At 69.0% G+C, this 22,336-nt stretch carries 19 protein-coding genes and 1 riboswitch; of the genes, 8 read left to right on the top strand and 11 right to left on the bottom strand.

All coding sequences use genetic code 11. The annotated features are described in order from the left end of the window. Window positions 1-104: 104 nt before the first annotated feature. From MFF58_RS20715 to carA, 8 genes are all read right to left on the bottom strand, one after another. Window positions 105-995: a LysR family transcriptional regulator gene (locus MFF58_RS20715; protein WP_010681976.1), complete on the bottom strand. Its 891-nt coding sequence runs from the start codon at window positions 993-995 to the stop codon at window positions 105-107. 323 nt (window positions 996-1,318) lie between these two features. Next, window positions 1,319-2,299 carry a thioredoxin-disulfide reductase gene (gene trxB / locus MFF58_RS20720; protein WP_238290802.1) on the bottom strand — a complete coding sequence of 327 codons (981 nt, stop codon included), beginning with the start codon at window positions 2,297-2,299 and terminating at the stop codon, window positions 1,319-1,321. A 14-nt stretch (window positions 2,300-2,313) separates the two neighbouring features. Further along, a complete protein-coding gene (locus MFF58_RS20725) occupies window positions 2,314-3,363 on the bottom strand; it encodes a mitochondrial fission ELM1 family protein (protein ID WP_238290805.1) in 1,050 nt (349 codons plus the stop codon). Window positions 3,364-3,606: 243 nt separating this feature from the next. Next, window positions 3,607-4,107 carry a hypothetical protein gene (locus MFF58_RS20730; protein WP_238290806.1) on the bottom strand — a complete coding sequence of 167 codons (501 nt, stop codon included), beginning with the start codon at window positions 4,105-4,107 and terminating at the stop codon, window positions 3,607-3,609. 4 nt (window positions 4,108-4,111) lie between these two features. Continuing rightward, window positions 4,112-4,588 carry a transcription elongation factor GreA gene (gene greA, locus MFF58_RS20735; RefSeq protein ID WP_238290855.1) on the bottom strand — a complete coding sequence of 159 codons (477 nt, stop codon included), beginning with the start codon at window positions 4,586-4,588 and terminating at the stop codon, window positions 4,112-4,114. A gap of 90 nt (window positions 4,589-4,678) precedes the next feature. Further along, window positions 4,679-8,152: a carbamoyl-phosphate synthase large subunit gene (carB, locus tag MFF58_RS20740; protein ID WP_238290808.1), complete on the bottom strand. Its 3,474-nt coding sequence runs from the start codon at window positions 8,150-8,152 to the stop codon at window positions 4,679-4,681. Between the two features lie 532 nt (window positions 8,153-8,684). Then, window positions 8,685-9,062, bottom strand: coding sequence for a hypothetical protein (locus MFF58_RS20745; RefSeq protein WP_238290810.1), 378 nt, complete (start codon window positions 9,060-9,062; stop codon window positions 8,685-8,687). 296 nt (window positions 9,063-9,358) lie between these two features. Beyond that, window positions 9,359-10,588: a glutamine-hydrolyzing carbamoyl-phosphate synthase small subunit gene (gene carA, locus MFF58_RS20750; RefSeq protein WP_238290811.1), complete on the bottom strand. Its 1,230-nt coding sequence runs from the start codon at window positions 10,586-10,588 to the stop codon at window positions 9,359-9,361. Between the two features lie 192 nt (window positions 10,589-10,780). Between carA and MFF58_RS20755 the strand changes: the two genes are divergently transcribed. The 4 genes from MFF58_RS20755 (at window position 10,781) to MFF58_RS20770 (ending at window position 16,771) form a co-directional block, all read left to right on the top strand. After that, entirely contained in the window at window positions 10,781-11,242 is a 462-nt protein-coding gene (locus MFF58_RS20755) for a GatB/YqeY domain-containing protein (protein WP_238290813.1), read from the top strand. A gap of 113 nt (window positions 11,243-11,355) precedes the next feature. Next, on the top strand, window positions 11,356-13,245 hold the full coding sequence (dnaG, locus tag MFF58_RS20760) for a DNA primase (protein ID WP_238290815.1): 1,890 nt from the start codon (window positions 11,356-11,358) through the stop codon (window positions 13,243-13,245). 198 nt (window positions 13,246-13,443) lie between these two features. Continuing rightward, entirely contained in the window at window positions 13,444-15,432 is a 1,989-nt protein-coding gene (gene rpoD, locus MFF58_RS20765; protein WP_238290817.1) for an RNA polymerase sigma factor RpoD, read from the top strand. Between the two features lie 79 nt (window positions 15,433-15,511). After that, a complete protein-coding gene (locus MFF58_RS20770; RefSeq protein ID WP_238290819.1) occupies window positions 15,512-16,771 on the top strand; it encodes an adenylate/guanylate cyclase domain-containing protein in 1,260 nt (419 codons plus the stop codon). A 6-nt stretch (window positions 16,772-16,777) separates the two neighbouring features. Here the strand turns inward: MFF58_RS20770 and MFF58_RS20775 are convergent, their stop codons facing one another. Next, window positions 16,778-17,308 (bottom strand): TIGR02281 family clan AA aspartic protease, encoded by a 531-nt coding sequence (locus MFF58_RS20775; RefSeq protein WP_238290821.1) that lies wholly within the window; start codon window positions 17,306-17,308, stop codon window positions 16,778-16,780. A 174-nt stretch (window positions 17,309-17,482) separates the two neighbouring features. Further along, window positions 17,483-17,611: riboswitch (TPP riboswitch) on the top strand. Between the two features lie 65 nt (window positions 17,612-17,676). Between MFF58_RS20775 and thiO the strand changes: the two genes are divergently transcribed. From thiO to MFF58_RS20795, 4 genes are read left to right on the top strand one after another with little or no spacing between them, the layout of a single operon-like run. Next, window positions 17,677-18,900 (top strand): glycine oxidase ThiO, encoded by a 1,224-nt coding sequence (thiO, locus tag MFF58_RS20780; RefSeq protein WP_238290823.1) that lies wholly within the window; start codon window positions 17,677-17,679, stop codon window positions 18,898-18,900. Beyond that, a complete protein-coding gene (gene thiS, locus MFF58_RS20785) occupies window positions 18,897-19,109 on the top strand; it encodes a sulfur carrier protein ThiS (protein ID WP_238290825.1) in 213 nt (70 codons plus the stop codon). The genes thiO and thiS overlap by 4 nt, the downstream gene beginning before the upstream one ends. Window positions 19,110-19,111: 2 nt before the next feature. Continuing rightward, window positions 19,112-19,915 carry a thiazole synthase gene (locus MFF58_RS20790; protein WP_238290826.1) on the top strand — a complete coding sequence of 268 codons (804 nt, stop codon included), beginning with the start codon at window positions 19,112-19,114 and terminating at the stop codon, window positions 19,913-19,915. Then, window positions 19,912-20,556, top strand: a complete 645-nt coding sequence (locus tag MFF58_RS20795) for a thiamine phosphate synthase (protein ID WP_238290827.1) — start codon at window positions 19,912-19,914, stop codon at window positions 20,554-20,556. The genes MFF58_RS20790 and MFF58_RS20795 overlap by 4 nt, the downstream gene beginning before the upstream one ends. 147 nt (window positions 20,557-20,703) lie before the next feature. Here MFF58_RS20795 and MFF58_RS20800 read toward each other — a convergent pair whose 3' ends face one another. Together MFF58_RS20800 and MFF58_RS20805 are read right to left on the bottom strand one after the other, a co-directional pair. Then, on the bottom strand, window positions 20,704-21,453 hold the full coding sequence (locus MFF58_RS20800; protein ID WP_238290828.1) for a proteasome-type protease: 750 nt from the start codon (window positions 21,451-21,453) through the stop codon (window positions 20,704-20,706). Between the two features lie 44 nt (window positions 21,454-21,497). Beyond that, complete coding sequence (locus MFF58_RS20805) at window positions 21,498-22,325, bottom strand: transglutaminase family protein (protein WP_238290829.1); 828 nt, start codon at window positions 22,323-22,325, stop codon at window positions 21,498-21,500. Window positions 22,326-22,336: the final 11 nt, after the last annotated feature.

A 22,336-nucleotide genomic window follows, 5' to 3' on the forward strand; every position in this document is an offset into this window, starting at 1 on the left:
CACGGATCCGGTCCTGCCCGTCCTGGGCGGGCCGTCCGACCCGCGCAATGCGCCCGCTGCCTTGATCTGAGGAGTGGCGTCCGGCCTTCGGAGAGAAGGTCGCGTCAGTAGGTCCAGCGCTGCGCCTTCGAGACCAGGAAGTCCCGGAATGCCTGGACCCGCGCCACCGAGCGCATCTCCTCGGCGTAGACGAGATAGCTCTCCAGGCTCGGCATCTCGGTCTCGCGCAGGACCTGCACGAGCTGCTGGTCGCCGTCGACCGCGTAGTCGGGCAGGATCCCGATCCCGGCTCCCGCCTCCATGGCACGCTGTAGGGCGCCGATGTTATTGACCGTCAGGTGGACGTGCCGCCGCTCGCGACCGTCGCGGCCCGCATCGGCCAGCCAGTGCGCGGCGAGCAGGTACGACGGTTCGTTGCCGCCGAACGACACGAGGCGGTGATCGTCGAGATCCTCGATGGTCTTGGGCTCGCCGAATCGCTTGACGTAATCCTGGCTGGCGAAGGCATGGTAATGCACGGTGAACAGCCGGCGCTGGATCAGGTCCGGCTGAGCGGGCCTGCGCATGCGGATCGCCACGTCCGCCTCGCGCATGGCGAGGTCGAGTTCCTCGTTGGTGAGGATCAGCTCGATGCGCACGTCGGGGTAAAGGTCAAGGAACTCGCCCACCCGCTGCGACAGCCACGAGGTGCCGAGCCCGACCGTAGTGGTGACCTTCAGGTCCCCGGTCGGCCTCTCCGAGGTCTCCACCAGCCGGGCACGGGTGTTCTCCAGGCGCAGCTTCATGTCCCGCGCCGCGCGGAACAGCAGGTCGCCCTGCTCGGTGAGCAATAGCCCCCTCGCGTGGCGATGGAACAGCGGCGCCTTGAGTTCGCGCTCGAGGGCGCTGATCTGGCGGCTGACGGCGGACTGACTGAGACCGATGTCGTCGCCGGCCTTCGTGAAGCTGCCGGCTTCAGCGACGTTCAGGAAGATCCGGATCTTATCCCAATCCAAGGCCAGAACCCCCACCAGCGCAGCCCCTCAGGCCGCGTCCCGGCTTCACCGGCACACAGCGTTTCAGGCGGATCGCCGGGCGAACTGCGCGATGTCGACGGCGTATCGCCGCTTCCGACACCGCGCGGGTATGCATGCGCTGCATCCCGGCGCAGTCAAAACCCCTATGCACACAGCGCATGGTCGGGCGCAAGCACACGGATCGGGAAGTTGTTGAAATACCGGTGCGATTGCACCGGTTGACCACCGCTATACCGACCGCCGCGCGATTGGCGGGGATTTCAGTCCCCCGCCGCGGCGCAAAGCGTCCGGCGGGGCACCGATCATTCGGCCGCCGCGGCCTGGACCGGATCCTCGCCGATTTCGAGGTTGGCCAGGAATTTCTCCGCCTCGAGAGCGGCCATGCAGCCCATGCCCGCCGCCGTGATCGCCTGCCGGTACACGTCGTCGGTGACGTCGCCCGCCGCGAAAACGCCGGGGATCTCGGTCTCGGTGGTGCCGGGCCTCACCGACAGGTAGCCGCCGTGACGCATGGGCAATTGACCTTCGAAGATTGCGGTGGCCGGCTGATGGCCGATCGCCACGAACACCCCGTCGGCCTTGACCTCGCTGATCTCGCCCGAGCGCGGATCCTTCAGACGCACGTGGGTGACGTTCGGCGCGGGCTTCTGCACGCCGCAGATCTCGGCGATCTCCCGGTGCCACAGCACCTCGACGTTCGGGTGCTTGAACAGGCGCTCCTGCAGGATCCGCTCGGCGCGGAAGCTGTCGCGACGGTGGACCACCGTGACCTTGCTGGCGATGTTGGCCAGGTACAGGGCCTCCTCGACGGCGGTGTTGCCGCCGCCGACCACGACCACCTCCCTGCCGCGGAAGAAGAAGCCGTCGCAGGTCGCGCAGGCCGAGACGCCGCCGCCCTGGAACGCGGCCTCGGACGGGATTCCGAGCCACTTCGCCTGCGCGCCGGTGGCGATGATCAGCGCGTCGCAGGAATAGGTCTCCCCCGAATCAGCCTCCAGCCGGAATGGCCGCTGCTTGAGGTCGACTTTGGTGATGTACTCCGAAACGATGCGCGTGCCGACATGTTCGGCCTGCAGCCGCATCTGCTCCATCAGCCAGGGCCCCTGGATCGCCTCGGCAAAGCCAGGATAGTTCTCGACATCGGTGGTGATCATCAACTGGCCGCCCGGCTGGAAGCCGGAGATCAGCAGCGGCTCGACCATGGCGCGGGCTGCGTAGATCGCCGCCGTATAACCGGCGGGTCCCGAACCGACGATCACGAGCTTGGCGTGGGTGTGGGCCATCTCTCTCGGACTCCTCAGGCCGGCTCGGCCGCGCGGCGCGCAGCATAGGCGTCCGCGAGCGCCTGCGCGATAACCGGCGTCGCGTCGATCGGCTTGTACGTCAAATCCACCAACTGACCGGTGAACGGTCGCAGGGCTCCGGCGATGGCCAGCCCGGCGAACATCCGCCGATGCCGGATATAGGTGCGCGGCAGGTCAAACAGCAGGACCGGTGCGCCGGTGGCGACCGCCTCGCTGACCATGTTGGCGGAATCGGAGGTGACGACGATCGCCTCGGCGAGAGCCAGCATCCCGACGTAGGGATTGTCGCCGGTCCCGTCCCAGAGAAAGCCGCCGGTCTCGGCGGCCAACGTCCTCACCGCGTCGCGGAGCGGGTTCGGTGTCCGGCGGGAGATCGTCACCATCAGCCGGCAGCCCCGATCCGCGAGGGCCCGAAGGTCTTCGACCAAGCGGATCATGTCGGTCTTGCGATAGCTCAGATGGCGGCTGTCGCCGCCGACCAAGACGGCCACCCGCGGTCCGCCGAGCCGCGCGAGCCGGGGGTCGGGGCGCGCCCTGGCCGCGGCGAGCCGCGCCGCCGTGACGAGGTGCGGCGCCGTCAGCGTCGTGAACACGTTGGGACCGCGCAGGTCGTCGTAATCCGGCACCCAGATGAAATCCGCGCTGTCCTCGCCGGTGCGCGGATCCTTCAGGAAGGCCGTGAAGGTTCGGCCTCCGGTAGCCCGACGGACGGCGCGAAGATACGGGACGGCCCGTCGACCCGAGGCGATCAGGATGTCCGGATAGGGTCCCGACAGGGCGCCATCGCGGCGGCGCGGGCCCTCGCGCGGATCGATCGGCCCCCACGGTGCCATCCAGCCGAAGGGGCCGGCAGCCGGCACCTGCCGGATCTCGAACGCGAGGCCGAGCGTCTCAGCGAGGCCGACGCACTGGTTCTCGTCGCCCGCCTTGCCATCGGTGACGATCCAGGCGCGGGCGCGGGACAATTTGGGGAGGCGCTCGATCCCCCGATCCGGGCGGCTGAGTGCAGCGGAACCCGTCTTCGACACGTCGATACTTGCCATGCGCCTCGCTCGAGAAACCGGCGACCGGGTCCGTTCGGCCGCCGCGGCATGTCACCAGTGCTTGATCGGTCGGGCCCGTCACGGAAATCGGACGGCCGTGTCTATCTTGAAATGCCCGCGACGCGCATCCGCATCTCAGGATGGGGACATGGATCCGACGGCCCTGACCAAACGTCGCCACAGCATTCCGGTCGGCCGCCCATCCCGGCACGACCTGCGACACCGGAACTCGGCGCAGTCCTTCTAGTCCCGCGGCAGGTCCCGCGCGAGCCACTGCGCGTAGATGTCCGCGATCGCGGCCAGCCGGCGGTTCTCGAACTGGGGATCGTACCACGCGCCGCCGTAGCTCGACGGCGTCGCGGTCATCTGCGCATGCCGTCCGAGGACCTGACCCTTGGGGCCGACGAGCAGTGCCTCGCCTTCGAGATAGTCGGTCTGGAAATTGCCCCCGTAGCCCGGTCGCGCCCCGCTGCCGGCGAAGGGCCGCAGCGACAGGCTGCTCACCACGACGACCAGACGGGGTCCGCGTCCGCCGATCCGGCCGGCGAAGCTCTTCCGCAAGGCCTCGGTCAGATCGGCCGCGAGGGCATCGGCCTGGACGCCAGCGCCCTTCTCCAGGAGCGGCCGCACGTCGACCCGGATATCGGAGAAGTAAGCCGTCGCCGGGAAGTCGCTCGCCGCCGCGGACCCCGCGACGGCGCCGAGAAGCAGGCCGGCAAAGCGGCCCCAGGCACGTGGCCGCATCGGCTCAGCCGCCATACTGGACGGCGACGACCTCATAGGACTTGCCGCCGCCGGGAGTCGTCACCTCGACGGTGTCGCCGACGCCCTTTCCGATCAGCGCGCGGGCGATCGGGGAGGTGATCGATACACGGCCGGAGCGCACGTCAGCCTCGGGCTCGCCCACGATCTGGTAGGTCTTCTCCTCCTCGGTGTCCTCGTCGACGAGCTTCACCGTCGCGCCGAACTTGATCTTGTCACCCGAAAGCTTCGTGACATCGATCACTTCGGCCCGCGCGATCATGCTCTCCAGCTCGATGACGCGACCTTCGTTGTGCGACTGCGCCTCCTTGGCGGCATGGTACTCGGCGTTCTCCGAAAGGTCGCCCAGGGCGCGGGCCTCCGCGATCGCCTGGATGATGCGCTGGCGCTCCACCTGCTGGCGGTGCTTCAGCTCCTCTTCGAGGGCTGCGAGCCCGCGCACCGTGATCGGAACCTTGTCTATCGCCATCGTCTCGCGCCACAATGAAGAGGCCCGGCCGAGAGTGTAGCACTCCCTCCGGGCCACGAAATGAAGTCAGCGGAACCCTGAGGTTCAGGCCGCGAAGTATTCCTGCAACGCGCGGACCTTGAGATCGCCTTCTAGATAGGCCTTGATCCCCTCGGCCGCGGCCATCGCGCCGGCTAGAGTGGTGTAATACGGCACCTTATGCAAGAGGGCCGCGCGCCGGAGGGAGCGCGAGTCCGACAGCGCGCCGGCTCCCTCGGTTGTGTTCAGAACGAGGTGGATCCCGCCGTTCTTGATCGCGTCGACCACGTGCGGACGGCCTTCGAGAACCTTGTTGATCCGTTCAGCTGGAACGCCGTTCTCGACGAGATAGCGCTGCGTGCCGCCCGTCGCCAGGACGCTGAAGCCGAGATCCGACAGGAGCTTCATGGTGGGGAGGATGCGGGCCTTGTCGGCGTCCCGCACCGAGACGAACACGGCGCCCGCCTTCGGCACCTGCGTGCCCGAGCCGAGCTGGCTCTTGGCGAAGGCCACGCCGAAGCTCGTGTCGAGTCCGATGACCTCGCCTGTGGAGCGCATCTCCGGCCCGAGCAGCACGTCGACCCCGGGGAAGCGCGCGAACGGGAAGACGGCCTCCTTCACGGCGATGTGCGGCAGGATCTTCGGCTTCAGGCCGAACGTGGCCAGCGGCTCGCCCGCCATGATCCGCGCCGCGATCTTGGCGATCGGCTCGCCGATCACCTTGGCGACGAACGGCACGGTGCGCGATGCCCGCGGGTTGACCTCCAGCACGTAGATCACGCCGTCCTTGATGGCGTACTGGACGTTCATCAGGCCGACGACGTTGAGCGCCAGCGCCATCGCCTTCGTCTGACGCTCCAGGTCGTCCACGGTCTCGGGAGACAGGGAGCGCGGCGGCAGCGAGCAGGCCGAGTCGCCGGAATGGATGCCGGCCTCCTCGATGTGCTCCATGATGCCGGCGATGAACACGTCCTTGCCGTCGCAGACCGCGTCCACGTCCACCTCGACGGCGTCCGACAGGTAGCGGTCGAACAGGAGCGGGTTTTTGCCCAGCACCGTGTTGATCTGGCCGGTCTTGTCGTTCGGGTAGCGGGCCTTCACCTCCGAGGGGATCAGGCTGGGCAGCGTGTCGAGGAGGTAGTCGGCGAACTGGGTCTCGTCGCGGATGATCGCCATGGCGCGGCCGCCCAGCACGTAGCTCGGGCGCACCACGAAGGGCAGGCCGAGATCGGCAGCGATCAGCCGGCTCTGCTCCACCGAGTAGGCGATGCCGTTCTTCGGCTGCTTCATCGCGAGCTTGTCGAGGAGCCGCTTGAACTGGTCGCGGTCCTCGGCGAGGTCGATGGCGTCGGGCGAGGTGCCGAGGATCGGCACGCCGGCGGCCTCCAGCGCCCGGGCGAGCTTCAGCGGCGTCTGGCCGCCGAACTGCACGATCACGCCGTGCAGGGTGCCGGCCTGCCGCTCGGTCTCGATGATCTCCAGCACGTCCTCGGCGGTCAGCGGCTCGAAGTAGAGCCGGTCCGAGGTGTCGTAGTCGGTCGAGACCGTCTCCGGGTTGCAGTTGACCATGATGGTCTCGTAGCCGGCATCCGACAGCGCGAAGCAGGCGTGGCAGCAGCAATAGTCGAACTCGATGCCCTGGCCGATCCGGTTCGGGCCACCGCCGAGGATGATGACCTTATTGCGATCCGAGGGCTGGGCCTCGTCCACCACGGCACCGGCGAAGGGCGCCACGTAGGTCGAGTACATGTAGGCGGTGGGCGACTTGAACTCGGCCGCGCAGGTGTCGATCCGCTTGAAGACCGGGCGCACGGCCAGGGCGCGACGAGCGGCACTGACGGCGGACTCGTCGGTCTTGGCCAGCACCGCGAGGCGGGCATCCGAGAAGCCGGCAGCCTTGAGCTGGCGGAAGGCGCCGGCCGTCTGCGGCAGGCCGTGGGCCTTCACACGATTCTCGAGGTCGATGATCGCCTGGAGCTGCTCCAAGAACCACGGGTCGATCTTGCAGGACGCGTAGACCTGCTCGTGGCTCACGCCCAGCCGAAGGGCCTGCGCGACCTTGAGCAGCCGATCCGGGGTCGGTGTGCCGATGGCGGCCTTGATGGCGTTGTGATCGTCCCCCTTGCCGAGGCCCTCGATCTCGATGTCGTCGAGGCCGGTCAGGCCCGTTTCCAGGGAGCGCAGCGCCTTCTGCAGCGATTCGGCGAAGCAGCGGCCGATCGCCATGGCCTCGCCCACCGACTTCATGGCGGTGGTGAGCGTCGGCTCGGCGCCGGGGAACTTCTCGAAGGCGAAACGCGGGATCTTGGTGACGACGTAATCGATCGTCGGCTCGAAGGAGGCCGGGGTCGCGCCGCCGGTGATATCGTTGGCGATCTCGTCCAGCGTGTAGCCGACCGCGAGCTTGGCCGCGACCTTGGCGATCGGGAAGCCCGTCGCCTTCGAGGCGAGCGCCGAGGAGCGCGAGACGCGCGGGTTCATCTCGATCACGATCATGCGCCCGTTCTCGGGGTTGATCGCGAATTGCACGTTCGAGCCGCCGGTCTCGACGCCGATCTCGCGGAGCACCGCCAGCGATGCGTCGCGCATCACCTGGTACTCCTTGTCGGTGAGCGTGAGCGCGGGGGCGACGGTGATCGAATCACCGGTGTGGACGCCCATCGGATCGATGTTCTCGATGGAGCAGACGATGATGCAGTTGTCGTTCCTGTCGCGGACGACCTCCATCTCGTACTCCTTCCAGCCGAGCACGCTCTCCTCGATGAGCACCTCGTTGGTCGGGGACGCGTCGATGCCGCGCTCGACGATCTCAAGAAATTCCTCGCGGTTGTAGGCGATGCCGCCGCCGGTGCCGCCCATGGTGAAGGACGGGCGGATGATCGCCGGCAGGCCGACCTCGGCGAGCGCCATCAGGGCCTGGCCGATCGCGTGCTCGCCGTAGCGCTTGCGCCGATCGGTCTCCCCGGCGGCCCAGCTCTTCTCGAAGGCCGCCAGCGCCGTCTGGCGCGCGGCCGGGTCGTCGTTGGCGGCCTCGATCCGGGCGATCTCGGCAAGGTAGGCCCGCCGATCGGCCTTCTTGGCCGCCGAGGCGTTGGCCAGCGCCGATTTCGGGGTGTCGAGCCCGATCTTGGTCATGGCGTCGCGGAACAGGTGCCGATCCTCGGCCTTGTCGATGGCCTCCGCCGTGGCCCCGATCATCTGCACGCCGTACTTCGCCAGCACGCCCATCTTCTGCAGCGACAGGGCGCAGTTCAGCGCCGTCTGACCGCCCATGGTCGGGAGGATCGCGTCGGGGCGCTCCTTCTCGATGATCTTGGCGACGATTTCCGGGGTGATCGGCTCGACATAGGTCGCGTCCGCCATGTCCGGATCGGTCATGATGGTGGCGGGGTTCGAGTTCACCAGGACGATCCGATAGCCCTCCTCGCGGAGCGCCTTGCAGGCCTGGGTGCCGGAATAGTCGAACTCGCAGGCCTGTCCGATGATGATCGGACCCGCACCAATGATCAGGATCGAGGAGATGTCGGTGCGCTTGGGCATCTGCGGCCTTCTCAGGCCAAGCGCGCCCGATCGGGCACGGCTGAAATCAGCCCTGCTCCCGGACGCGCGTGGCGGGATTGTCGTTGAGCCCTGCGTTTACACGGGCGACGGGCGCATTGGAAGGCCGACGATGCAGCGCGGCCGCGGCCCGCGTCCCGTGCATGAATACGACGCGCGACCGTGCCGATCCGACAGCGCCGTTCTCATGGCCCGAGAACTGGATGCGCGTCCGGGCCCCAACATATGCGGCGCGGACGTCGAGCCGCCGGTCTCGGATGTCGCGCGAGCACAAATTGTCCGTCTTGCCGGCGACCCGCAGGAGGGGCCGGAGCTGAGAGGAGGGCGGTTTTCGTCGGGTCGGTGGCGCGCTGCGCGGCGTCGCCGCGTTGTCCAGCGGGCGATCCGGTGGCCAGCGCGAGAGCCGAGGAACGGCAGGAAGGACGTGCGCCGCGAATCGGCTGCCGGGCGCTGCGGGTCCCTATCGGTCCGAAGCGGTCGGGCCCGGCGGCATGGCCCGCCGCACCGCGCGGTGTCAGAAGCCGGCGTAGAGGGCGGCAACGGCCCGATCGATCGAGAGGTAGAACACCCCGAAGGCCACCACGGCGGCCGCCGCGAACTCGACGGCGACGTTCGAGAGCGTCTGCGCCCGGCGCAAAACCTCGCGCCCGAAATACAGGGAGACCCAGGCCAGGGCCAGGACGGCTGGCAGAGCGAACAGATACGACACCGTGCTCTCGACGCGGTCGAGGCCGGCGGCCGGATCGATCAGGGCGCGGATATTGCGCACCCAGGGCGCGTAGACGGCGGCATAGAGGGCGGTCAGCCAGGACAGACCCACCGCGACGCCGAGATGAAGCGTGAAGGTGCGGTGCAGGCGGGAGAAGTCATCGCGCGCCTCGTCGATGGTCATACGGCAATCCCCTGCGACGGGCCGGCGCTGGCTGGCGCGGTTGCGCCGCCGTTCACAGGCTGTCGTAGGCGCCGTTAAGACACCGGATCTGGCGGATTTTATGACCCCGCGGCGGCCCGATTGGGGTCGCACGGCGGGTCCCGTTCCGCACTCGTCTTCCTGGCGGCGCCGAGCCCTCCCGCGTCCAGCAAGACGCGCCCCAGGCCGCGGCGACCACGGAAACGCGGCGCGGCCCGGAGCGCCGAACTCCGAACCGGGAAGACGAGGCCGGTCGACACGGAGGAGGAGAAGCCGCGTCAGGCGTCCTTCGGGGTCTCCGGCTCGCCTGAGCGCATCAACGTCACGAAGCGCTCGAAGAGGTAGTGGCTGTCGCGCGGGCCCGGCGAGGCCTCCGGGTGGTGCTGCACCGAGAAGGCCGGACGATCGGTCAGCGTCAGGCCGCAATTGGAGCCGTCGAACAGGGAGACATGGGTCTCGACGGCCGAGGCCGGAAGGCTGGTCGGGTCCACCGCGAAACCGTGGTTCATCGACACGATCTCGACCTTGCCGGTGGTCTTGTCCTTCACCGGGTGGTTTGCGCCGTGATGACCCTGGCCCATCTTCACGGTCCGGCCGCCCAGCGCGAGGCCCATGAGCTGGTGACCGAGACAGATACCGAAGGTCGGCACCTTCTCGTCCAGCAGCTTGCGGATCACCGGGACCGCATAGGTGCCGGTGGCCGCCGGGTCGCCCGGGCCGTTCGACAGGAACACGCCGTCCGGCTCCAGCGCCAGGATGTCCTCCGCCGTCGTGGTGGCGGGCACCACGGTCACGTCGCAACCGGCCTGGGCGAGGAGGCGCAGAATGTTGCGCTTCACCCCGTAATCGATGGCCACGACCTTGAGGCCCTCGCCCGGAGCGCGCTTGCCGTAGCCGTTGCCCAGCGCCCAAACGGTCTCCGACCATTCCGACGGTGCGCGGCTCGTCACCGGCGGCACGAGATCGAGACCCTCCATGGGCGCCAGCGCGGCGGCGCGGGCCTTCAGTGCCTCGCGGTCGAACTTGCCCGCCGGGTCGTTGGCGATCACCGCGTTCGGCATGCCGTGGTCGCGGATGCGGGCGGTGAGCGCCCGGGTGTCGACGCCGGTGATGCCGACGATGCCGCGGGCCTTGAGCCAGCCGTCGAGATGCGATGACGAGCGCCAGCTCGACGGCTTCGTCACCGCCGAGGCGATGACGGTGCCGCGCACGCCCGAGGCCGGTGCCGCCTCCAGGCTTTCCAGATCCTCGTCGTTGGTGCCGACGTTGCCGATATGCGGGAATGTGAAGGTGACGATCTGCCCGGCATAGGACGGGTCGGTCAGGATCTCCTGATAACCGGTCATCGCCGTGTTGAAGCAGACCTCGCCATCGGCGATCCCGGTCTGACCGATGCCGAATCCCTCCAGGATGGTACCGTCGGCCAGAACCAGCAGGGCCGTCGCGACCGGCTCGGCCCAGGGTTCCGGAGCCCGAGCCTCGGGGGCATGCGCGGCGTCTTGCAGCATCGGGTGAGTCTCGCTTATGTCCGGCCGAAGGCGGGCGTCGGGTTGCGACGCTCTCGGCTTGCGGCATGATCGTGTGTGGCGCTCTTAGCGAGCGGCCCGCGATGGGGTCAATGTGGCTCCTCAAACCGCAGGGCTCAACACCCGCAAATCGCAGGCCAGCCCCCTGTTTCGACCGTTGGAAGGCCCATAAAGATGCTCCGCGCGCGCTTAACAACCGAGATGAAGGAGGCCATGAAGGCCGGCGACAAGGACAAGCTCACCACCGTGCGGATGATCCAGGCCGCCCTCAAGGACAAGGACATCGAGGCAAGGGGCCTCGGCAAGGAGCCGACATCCGACGAGGAAATCCTGTCGCTGCTCCAGAAGATGATCAAGCAGCGCAACGAATCGGCCACCGTCTACGAGCAGGGCGGACGCCCGGAGCTTGCCGCAACCGAGCGCGCCGAGATCGCCATCATCGAGGGCTTCCTGCCCAAGCAGATGGACGAGAGCGAGACGAAGGCAGCCGTCGAGGCGGCGATCCTTGAGACCGGCGCCGCCGGGCCGAAGGACATGGGCAAGGTGATCAGTGCCCTGAAGGGTGCCTTCGCGGGCCGGATGGACTTCGGCAAGGCGAGCGGGCTGGTGAAGGCGGCGCTCGCCGCCAAGGCCTGATCCGCTTCTGACAGGCCTCTCCCCGTAATCCTCTGCCGGCTTCCCGGCCGGCGGGGGACTCCGCCGGCTTCGACGCGCTATAGAAGCGGGTTCAGGCAACCCACCCAGGCCCCGTGCGCTACCCGCCCCACATCCTGGAAGAGATCCGCGCCCGCCTGCCGGCCTCATCGGTGGTCGGACGGCGCGTGCAGCTGAAGAAGGCCGGACGCGAGTGGCGGGGCCTGTCCCCGTTCAACGCCGAGAAGACGCCATCCTTCTACGTGAACGACCAGAAGCAGTTCTATCACTGCTTCTCCTCCTCCAAGCACGGCGACATCTTCACCTTCCTGATGGAGACGGAAGGGCTGAGCTTCCCCGAGGCGGTCGAGCGACTGGCGGGGGAGGCCGGCGTCAGCCTGCCCGCTCAGACCGAGGACCATCGGGAATCCGAGACCAAGCGCGCCGGGGCCATCGAGGTGATGGAGATGGCGGCCCGATGGTTCGAGGAGCGGCTGCAATCCGGGCAGGGCAGCGAGGCGCGCGCCTACCTCGAACGCCGCGCCCTCGGCCGGGACGTTCAGCAGCGGTTCCGCCTCGGCTACGCGCCGAACGAGCGCTACGCCCTGCGCGATTATCTGGCCGGCAAGGGCGTCGAGAAGGCGCTGATGGTCGAGTTGGGCCTTCTCGCCGCCGGGGAGGGCGTGTCGGTCCCGTACGATTATTTCCGTGATCGGGTGATGTTCCCGATCACCGATACCCGGGGCCGGGTGGTGGCCTTCGGTGGCCGGGCGCTCGCCAAGGAAGTTCGGGCCAAGTACCTGAACTCGCCCGAGACCCCGCTCTTCCACAAGGGCCGCACGCTCTACAACCTTCACGGCGCCCGCAAGGCGGCGCACGAGCGAAGCTCGATCATCGCGGTCGAGGGTTACGTCGACGTCATCGCCATGACGCTCGCCGGGCATCCCGAGACGGTGGCGCCACTCGGCACGGCGCTGACCGAGGACCAACTCGCCCTTCTCTGGCGCCACGCCGACGAGCCGATCCTGTGCTTCGATGGCGACAAGGCCGGCCAGAGAGCTGCCTTTCGCGCCCTCGACATCGCGCTGCCGCTCCTCGAACCGGGCCGGTCTCTCCGGATCGCGCTCCTGCCCGGCGGCCAGGATCCCGACGACCTGCTGCGCTCCGGGGGCCCCGGGGCGATCGACCAGGTCCTGGCGGCGGCTCTGCCCCTCTCCGAGCTGCTCTGGCGGCGTGCCGTCGAGGCCGGGCCGGTCGATACGCCGGAGCGGCGCGCCGGCCTGACTCAGACACTGCGCACCACCGTCGCCACGATCCGCGACGAGACCGTGCGGCGCTACTACCGCGACGAGATCGAGGAGCGCCTTCGCGGCCTTTCGCCCCGGGGCACGCGCACCGCCGCGCCGGGACCGCGCGGCCGGCCGCGCTTCGTCCGGCCGGGGGAGGTGGTCTCGCCGCGCATCACCGGCAGCCCGAGCCCGTCGGTGACCGCGTCGGCAGGCTTCACGGGCGCCGCGCCGGTACGAGAAGCCGTGATCGTCGGCACCTTGCTGGCGCATCCCGAGATGTTCGCGGAATTCGGCGAGGAGATCGCCGACCTCGACTTCGAGGATCCCGATGCGCGGGCGCTCGTGTCGGTGTTGTTGTCCTGCGCCGCGGAGGACGAGCACGCTTCACTGGAGGTGTTGCAGAACCGCATCAGCCGCACCGGTCTCGCTGCCGCAGCCGACAGAATCCTCGCGCTTGCCCGGTCGCGGGACCGTACGACGCTGGCGCCGCACGCTGATCCCGCTCTGCGTGCAGACGCGCTCAGACAAGCGATGATCTTGCACCAGCAGGCAGGAGCGCTACATAGCGAACTTCGCGAAGCACGGCAGGCATTTGAGAACGATCCGACCGATTCCGGTTGGGCCTGGCTCTGCGAAGTGAAGGCGAGGCTGGAAACCGTCATCGCCGCCGAGGCTGAGGCCGACGTGCCGGTGTCGAGCGACTCGACGGCCGCGTGATGGCTGTGCCATGGCGGTGGCGGAGGGGAAAGCCCTGCCATAGTTAACAATCGGTCAAGCCTCAGGCTTGCATACGGAAACCGACGACTCACGGTGCCCGGAGCGATCCGACACCGATCTCATACAGCGGCGCCGACGGCGTGGACCGGCCTCTTCACGGCCTCCGCAGCGCGCCGCGTGCGAAACAATAGGCTGATCATGGCGACGAAGGCAACGGAACGGGACGAGACGGACGCTGCCCCCGAGCAGCAGACCGACGGGCCGCTCCTCGACCTGACGGATGCTTCGGTCAAGCGGATGGTGAAGCTCGCCAAGAAGCGCGGCTACGTGACCTACGAGGAGGTCAACGAGGTTCTGCCCGAGGGCCAGTCCGATCCGGACCAGCTCGAGGACGTGCTATCGCAGCTTTCCGAAATGGGCATCAACGTCGTCGAGGCCGAGGAGACCGACGAGGCTGCCGGCGAGAAGGCCGCCGAGGGGGAGGAAGAGGAGGCTGAGGGCGGCGAGGTCGCCGAGGTCGCGCCCGCGCGCGCCGTGACGGTCGCCGCCACCACCAAGGAGCCGACCGACCGCACCGACGATCCGGTGCGCATGTACCTGCGCGAGATGGGCTCGGTGGAGCTCCTGTCCCGCGAGGGCGAGATCGCCATCGCCAAGCGCATCGAGGCCGGCCGCGAGGCGATGATCGCCGGGCTCTGCGAGAGCCCTCTGACCTTCCAGGCGATCATCATCTGGCGGGACGAGCTCGTCGAGGGCAAGGTCCTCCTGCGCGACATCATCGATCTTGAGGCGACCTACGCGGGCCCCGACGGCAAGAACGCGCCGCAGATCGCCGACGGCGAGGGCGAGGACGGGTCCGAGGACGGCGAGTCGCCGGCTCCGCCGGAGGGGGGCGACGACGAGGACGATCTCGAGAACAACGTCTCGCTCGCCGCGATGGAAGCCGAGATCAAGCCGCGGGTCCTCGAGACCTTCGACGCGATCGCCGCGAACTATCGCAAGCTGCGCAAGTCCCAGACCGAGGGCACCGAGCGCAAGGCCGCGGGCGAGAAGAACACGGCGGCGCAGGACCAGAAGCAGATCGAGCTGAAGGACACCGTCGTCGCCGACGTGAAGTCGCTGTCGCTGAACAACAACCGCATCGAGGCGCTGGTCGGTCAGCTCTACTCGATCAACAAGCAGCTGATCGGCCACGAGGGCCGGCTGATGCGCTACGCCGAGAGCCACGGCGTGGCCCGCGACGAGTTCCTGCGCCACTACCAGGGCTACGAGCTCGATCCGAACTGGATGGAGCGCGTCGGCACGCTGGGCGGCAAGGGCTGGAAGAACCTCGTCGAGAAGGGCTCGCGGCAGGTCACCGAGTTGCGCGCGCAGATCCTCGATCTCGCGTCCGAGACGGGCCTGGAGATCGGCGAGTACCGCCGCATCGTCAACATGGTCCAGAAGGGCGAGCGCGAGGCCCGCCAGGCCAAGAAGGAGATGATCGAGGCCAACCTGCGCCTCGTGATCTCCATCGCCAAGAAGTACACGAACCGCGGCCTTCAGTTCCTGGACCTGATCCAGGAAGGCAACATCGGCTTGATGAAGGCAGTCGACAAGTTCGAGTATCGGCGTGGCTACAAGTTCTCGACCTACGCGACATGGTGGATCCGCCAGGCGATCACCCGCTCGATCGCCGATCAGGCCCGCACCATCCGCATCCCGGTCCACATGATCGAGACGATCAACAAGATCGTCCGCACCTCGCGCCAGATGCTGCACGAGATCGGCCGGGAGCCGACCCCGGAGGAGCTGGCCGAGAAACTGGCCATGCCGCTGGAGAAGGTCCGAAAGGTCCTGAAGATCGCCAAGGAGCCGATCTCCCTCGAGACGCCCATCGGCGACGAGGAGGACAGCCACCTCGGCGACTTCATCGAGGACAAGAACGTCGTCCTGCCGATCGACGCGGCGATCCAGTCGAACCTACGTGAGACGACGACGCGGGTACTCGCCTCGCTAACACCCCGCGAGGAGCGCGTGCTCCGCATGCGCTTCGGCATCGGCATGAACACCGACCACACCCTCGAGGAGGTCGGTCAGCAGTTCTCGGTGACCCGCGAGCGTATCCGTCAGATCGAGGCGAAGGCCCTGCGCAAGCTGAAACACCCGTCGCGCAGCCGGAAGCTCCGGAGCTTCCTGGACAATTGAGCCCCCGTCGCGGCCTCGGCCGCGACGCTTCTCCGTCAACCGCGTTGCCACGGCGCCGCGCGGCATCCACTCTGGCGCCATGCTCGAACGCCGCCCGCCATCGACTGGAGCGCCGACGGCCTTCGCGGACGGCTCGGAGGCCGATGATGTGCCTTTCGGCTCGCTGCAGCCCTCCGTGGGCATCCGTGACTGGCTCCTCGGCGAGGGCGCCCGGATGCCCAACGCCGAGGAGATGCTCGCCGGCCTCGCCGAGCGGCTGATCGCCGTCGGCGTGCCGATCGACCGGGCCTCCACGGCCATCGACACGCTGCACTCGGAATATGCCGGGGTCGGCCGGATCTGGACCCGGGACGGCGGCACCTCCGTGCGGCTGTTCCCGCACGGCGCCCGCTCGACGGATGCCTATCTCAACAGCCCGTTCCACACGGTCCACGAGACCGGGGAGTGGCTGATCCTCGACCTCGCAGAGACGCCGGACGATGCCTACGCGATCGTTCCGGACCTGAAGGCCGGCGGCTACACCCACTACGTCGTGGCGCCGCTGTTCTTCACCAACGGCACCAAGAACGGCATCACGTTCGCCACCCGCGCGCCGGAGGGTTTCGGCGACGACGACATCGCCATTCTGCGCTTCGTCATGCCGGCCCTCGCCGCGGTGGCGGAGATGCGCGTCCTGAACAAGCAGCTCGACCACGTCCTGCGGCTCTACGTCGGCGACGAGCCGCATCGGGCGATCCTGGCGGGGGACATTCGCCGGGGACAGGTCACGCGGATCCGCTCGGCGATCCTGTTCGCCGACATGCGCGACTACACCCGCACCTCCGCCGACATGACACCGGAGGAGGTGGTGGGCCTGCTCAACGTGTTCTTCGATTGCCTGGTGCCGCCGATCGAGCGGGAGGGCGGCGAGGTGCTCAAGTATCTCGGCGACGGCCTGCTGGCGATCTTCCGCGAGTCCGGCGACGATCTGGGTGGCGCCGCCAAGGGGGCGCTGACGGCGGCCCAGCACGCCCTGGCGGCCCTCGACGAGGCCAACGCCCTGCACCAATTCCCGGTGCCGGTGGCCGCCGGCATCGCCCTGCATCACGGCGAGGCGGCCTACGGCAATGTCGGGTCGGGCTCTCGGCTCGACTTCACGGTGATCGGCCGCGACGTGAACCTCGCGAGCCGCCTCGCGCAGCTCAACCGAATCCTCGGCGAGCCGCTGCTGATGTCGAAGCCGTTCGTAGACTTCCTCTGGGGCGATCCGGTCGCTCTGGGTGAGCACCGGCTCGACGGCTTCGACGAGCCCATGGCGGTGTTCAGGCCGAAATTCCTGCGGCCGCGCAAGCCGAGCTGAGCGCCGTCAGCCCCGCAGCGTCATCGTCGCGCCGCTGACGCTGAAATCGCGCAGGCGTCTCAGGAACGACATGCCGAGCAGGCTCGTGCCGAGACGGCCCCGGGGGATCACCACCGCCTCCACGTCGCGGACGGTGATGGACCCGATCTGCATCAGGCCGATCCGGATCGGCGCCACGCGGACCGTGCCGTTGGCGGTGTTCCAGACGCGGCTGAAATCGCCGGGCGCGACCCGAATGCCGATGCGATCGGCATCCTCTTCCGAGAACGCACAGGAGCTCGCGCCGGTATCCACCATCATCGGCAGCGCGCGGCCATCCATCAGGGCGTTCACGAAGAAATGGCCGTTGCGGCCGGCCTGGAGCGCCACGCCCGCCACCATCCCGTCCGCCGGAGGCGCGGCGGCGACCGCCACCGTCGGGTCCGGACGTAGCCGCTCGCGCAGCTTCTGAAAGGCGGTGACGGACAGGAAACCGATCGTGCAGACGACCACGAATGTGCGCACGCTTCCCGCCTCGATCCGAACAATCGGATTCATCGTGGAGGAGGATCCCTGAAGGGTTGGTGGCGGGTGCGCCCGACGCGGCGACGGCCGGCCGGATTCCGGTCGGCTTGGTATCCGAGCGGTGACTGCGATCGGTGAATGTCCATCCCGGGCGAAGGGCCGGCGGGCGGCGGGGTTGACCCGGACACCGCGGACGACCAAATCTGTCTCCGTTCCAGGGAGATCCCCGGCAAGGGGCTGAGAAACCGCTGGCACGTCCGTCAGGACCTGCGGCGCGGAAATCCTTCGAACCTGATCCGGCTCATACCGGCGTAGGGATTGGACCGTGGCCGCCCGGGAGGGCAGGCCGCAGCTTCTCACAGAAGCGCACGGCCCGCTCTCCGCGACGGCAATACGCGGAGATGCCCGTGCCCCTCGACCGCCCCGCTTCACCGATCGGCCGCCGGCGCAGTCCGGACGGCACCGCCGTGCCGGCGCGCCTTCCGGCGCGGACCGACGTCGCCGTCGTGGGCGGTGGCCTGATCGGCCTGTCGATCGCGTGGCGCCTCGCCCGGGCGGGCCGCGCCGTGACCGTGCTGGAGCGTGAGACGATCGGGGCGGGCGCGAGCCTCGCAGCCACCGGCATGCTCGCCCCGGCCGCCGAGCACGAGCCCGGCTCCGATCCGCTGCTGCCGCTCGCCCTGGAGTCGCTCCGCCGGTGGCCTGCCTTCCGCGACGCCCTCGAGGCCGAAACCGGCCGGGCCATCGACTATAGACCCGACGGGACATTGGTGCTGGCGGTCGGCCGCGATGAAGTCGAGCGTCTGCGCTTCCGCTACGACCTGCAGCGTCGATCGGGCCTCGACGCCACCTGGCTGCCCGGCGGCGAAATCCGGCGGCTGGAACCGGGACTGCGCCCCGCGGTCACCGCCGGAATCCATTGCCCGCTGGACCATCAGGTCGATCCCCGACTGGTCATGGACGCCCTCACCGAGGCCTGCCGTCGGGCCGGGGTCGTCCTGGCGGAACGGACTCCGGTCACCAGCCTGGACTGGTCGGGGGGCCGCGTCACCGGGGTGAGGGTCGGAGACGGCAGCGTCGCGGCCGACACCGTCATCCTGGCTTCCGGCGCCTGGAGCGGGGAGGGCGGCCTGCTGCCCGAGAACCTCGCCCTGCCGGTCCGGCCCCTGAAGGGCCAGTCGCTCGCTTTGAAGACGACCGCACACACCGGCACCCTCGGGCGGATGATCTGGACCGAGCAGGTCCACATGGCTCCGAAGAGCGACGGCCAGCTCATCGTCGGCGCCACCGTGGAGGATTGCGGCTTCCGGCCGGGCGTCACCGCGGGAGGCCTCTACGCATTGCTGGAGGGCGCGCGCCGGGTGCTTCCGGGCATCGAGGAGATGGAGGTGGCAGCCGTTTGGAGCGGCTACCGTCCCACCTCGGACGACGACGCGCCGATCCTGGACGTGCTCGCCCCCGGTCTGGTCGCCGCCACGGGCCATCATCGAAACGGCTTCCTTCTTGCCCCCGTCACCGCCGACGCGGTCGCCGACCTCGTGACGGGCGGCGCGCTGCCGAAGGTCGCCCAGCCCTTCACCCTGGCGCGGTTCGACCGACCGGAGCCCCGGAGGGCCTCGGCATGAAGCTCTTCGTCAACGGTGAACCGCGCGAGTGCGCCGCCGAGACCGTGGACGCGCTGTTCCGCGCGGAGGCGGAGGAGAGCGGCATCGAGAGTCCGCAGGGCGTCGCCATCGCGCTGAACGGCCGGGTGCTGCGCCGCCGGGATTGGGGCGAGACCCCGGTCGCGGACGGGGACCGCGTCGAGATCGTCCGCGCCATGCAGGGAGGTTGAACATGGACCACACCGTCACGCCGCTGCATCCCGAGAGCGGGGAGGACAGTCTGATCATCGCCGGGGTGAGCCTGTCGTCCCGGCTGTTCATCGGCACCGCCGGCTACCCGACGCAGGCGATCATGCGCGACGCCGTCCAGGCGAGCGGCGCCGACGTGGTGACCGCCTCGATCCGCCGAGTCTCGCTGCATGGCCACGGCTCCGACACGGTGAAGATCCTGAAGGGCAAGCGCTTCCTGCCGAACACTGCCGGCTGCGAGACCGCCCGCGACGCGATCATGACCGCGGAACTGGCGCGGGAGGCCCTCGATACCAATTGGATCAAGGTTGAGGTGATCGGCGACCGGGAGACGCTCTACCCGGACGTCACCGAGCTGATGGAGGCCTGCCGCCACCTCGTGGATGAGGGCTTCGTGGTGCTGCCCTACTGCAACGACGATCCGATCATCTGCCAGCGCCTGGAGGATCTCGGCTGTGCCGCCGTGATGCCCATGGGCTCGCTGATCGGCTCGGGGATGGGCGTGGCGAACCCGGCCAATCTCGAATTGATCTGCCGCCGCGCGACGGTGCCGGTGATCGTCGATGCCGGGATCGGCACAGCCTCGGACGCCGTGATCGCCATGGAGCTCGGCGCCTCCGCCTGCCTGATCAACACCGCGGTCGCCAAGGCCGACGATCCAATCCGCATGGCGCGCGCCATGCGCCGGGCGGTCGAGGCCGGCCGCGACGCGCACTTGGCCGGGCGGATTCCCCGCCGCGGCCGGGCCGAACCGTCCAGCCCGCAGCTCGGCCTCGTCGGCTCGTGAGGACGCTGCCGTCGCCGCTGCTGGCGGTAACGGACCGACATGGACATGAGCGGCCGCTCGCCGAGACCGTCCAGGCGATCCTGGAAGGCGGCGGTCGCTGGATCTGGTTCCGGGACCGCGACCTCGATCCGCTGGCCCGCCGAGGCCTCGGCGAAGCCGTGGCCGCGCGCGTCCGGGCCTTCGGTGGCGTCCTGACCGTGGGTGGCGACGCCGCGCTGGCACAGACCCTCGGTGGCGGCGTCCATCTCGGAGGCGGCTCCGGTTCCGAAGCGATCCTGACGGCGCGGGCGACATTGGGGGAGGGCGCGCTGATCGGCGTGTCGGCCCACACGCCGCATGAGGTCTCGGCCGCCGCGGAAGCCGGCGCCGACTATGTGACCCTCAGCCCGATCTACGCGACCGCCAGCAAGCCGGGCTACGGACCGGCTCTGGGACCCGAAGGTCTCGCGACCGCACCGGGGCTCCCCGTGGTCGCGCTCGGCGGAATCGACCTGACTCGGATCACGGAATGCCGGGCCGCCGGCGCAGCCGGCGTGGCGATCATGGGCGGCCTCATGCGGGCCGGCGATCCGGCCGACGCCGCATACCGGATGCTCACAGCCTGGGAGGCGGCCGGGCCCTCGCCCGAGCCGCGGGCGTAACGCAGGCGGCTCCGGGGGGCACCGGGTGTCCCGGGGTCGGGATCCGTCGCGGTCGCGCGGTCAGGCTCCGTGACGAGCCGACGGCCTCCCGCGATCCGGAGGTCGGGGCGCGGCAACGCGCCGTGTCGGCTCGTCCGCCGCAATCCGCTAGCTGCTCGTCGGCCCGTAGGGCGGCCTCGGGATCGCGCGGTGGGCCGCTCGGAGCGCCGCCGACCAGCGCTCACGCAGGTCGTGGAAATAGCCCTCTCCGGCTTCGATCCGGTGGTTCACCTCGAGAGACAACGCGCTCCGGCGGGCGAGCGCGATGTCGATCGGCAGGCCGACGCCCAGATTCGAGCGCATGGTCGAGTCCATCGAGACCAAGCTGACCTTCAGGGCGTCGTACAGATCCGTCGTGTATTTGACCGCGCGGTCGAGGATCGGCTTGCCGTACTTGTGCTCGCCGATCTGGAGAAACGGCGCGTCGGTGCTGCACTCGATGAAATTACCCGCCGAGTAGATCAGGTAGAGCCGCATCTCGCCGTTGCCGATCTGGCCGCCGAACAGCAGCGAGATGGAGAACCGGATGTTGGCCGCCTCGAACCCGTCCTTCTCGATCGCCCGGACACGCCGGATGGCGCGGCCGATGAGCTGCGCCGCCTGGAACATGGTCGGTGCCTCGACGAGCTTCTGGGGCGGCTCATCGTCCTCGCCCGGCACGCCCTCCTGGAGCAGGCTCAGGACCGACTGGGTGATCGACAGGTTGCCGGCGGAAGCCAGCATCATCACCCGCTCGCCCGGCACGTTGAAGTGATGGAGCTTCCGGTACGTCGAGATATCGTCGAGGCCCGCATTCGTGCGGGTGTCGGCGACCATCACGAGTCCTTCCTCGACCAGGACACCGACGCAGTAGGTCATCGTCTTCGGTCTCTCGTGTGGCCGGCGGGAAGCTGTCGGCGGGATCAGGATTGGGTGGCCGCCCTGCCTTGCTCGACGCGAAGCTTCACGTCCAGTGTCTCGGTGCCGCCGCCGGTGCGGCTGCCGCGGATCGGCGCGGCGCCGAGATAGTCCAGACCGGTCGCGACGCGGATGTAGTTGTCCGACGGGCTCACGTCGAAGCTCGGGTCGAACGCCACCCAGCCGAGATTGGGCACCAGCGCCTCGACCCAGCCGTGCGGTGCCTCGACGTCGGCCTGTCCGTCGTCGCGGGCGCGGTAGCCCGCCACGTAGCGGGCCGGGATGCCGATATGGCGGGCGGCGGCGATGAAGACGTGGGCCAGGTCCTGACAGACCCCGCGCCCGGCCGCGAAGGCCTTGTCGGCCGGGACGGCGTTGGCGGCGGGGCCGGGCTCGTGGACCACCGCACCCTGCACGGCGCCCATCAACCGGTGAAGGAGAGCCAGGGCAGCGGCATCCCCCGCCGCCGCGACGCGTTCGGCGAAGGCGTGCAGTTCGGGGCTCGCCGCGCAAAGGTCCGTGTCACGGAGGTAGAATTCGTCGGGCAGGCGCTCCACGGTCCCGCGCACGACGCCGTGGGTATCGTCGGTGTCGACCTCGCCGGTGACCCGGATGGTCAGGGCGTCGGACGGTTCGTCCGGCGTGAACCAGTGGACCACGTTGCCGAAACCGTCCTCGCGGGCGGTGAGCCGCCCGTCGACCGTGGTGTCGATCCGCCAGTTCCTGACGTACTGCCCGTCATGGTCCCGCGGCGTGAGCCGCAGGACCTGCACGAGCCCGCGGGCCGGTTGCTCGTAGGTGTAGATGGTCTCGTGAACCACGCGGATGCGCATGCGCCGCCCTA

It is taken from the genome of Methylobacterium longum (genome assembly GCF_022179385.1).
Classification (GTDB): Bacteria; Pseudomonadota; Alphaproteobacteria; order Rhizobiales; family Beijerinckiaceae; genus Methylobacterium; species Methylobacterium longum.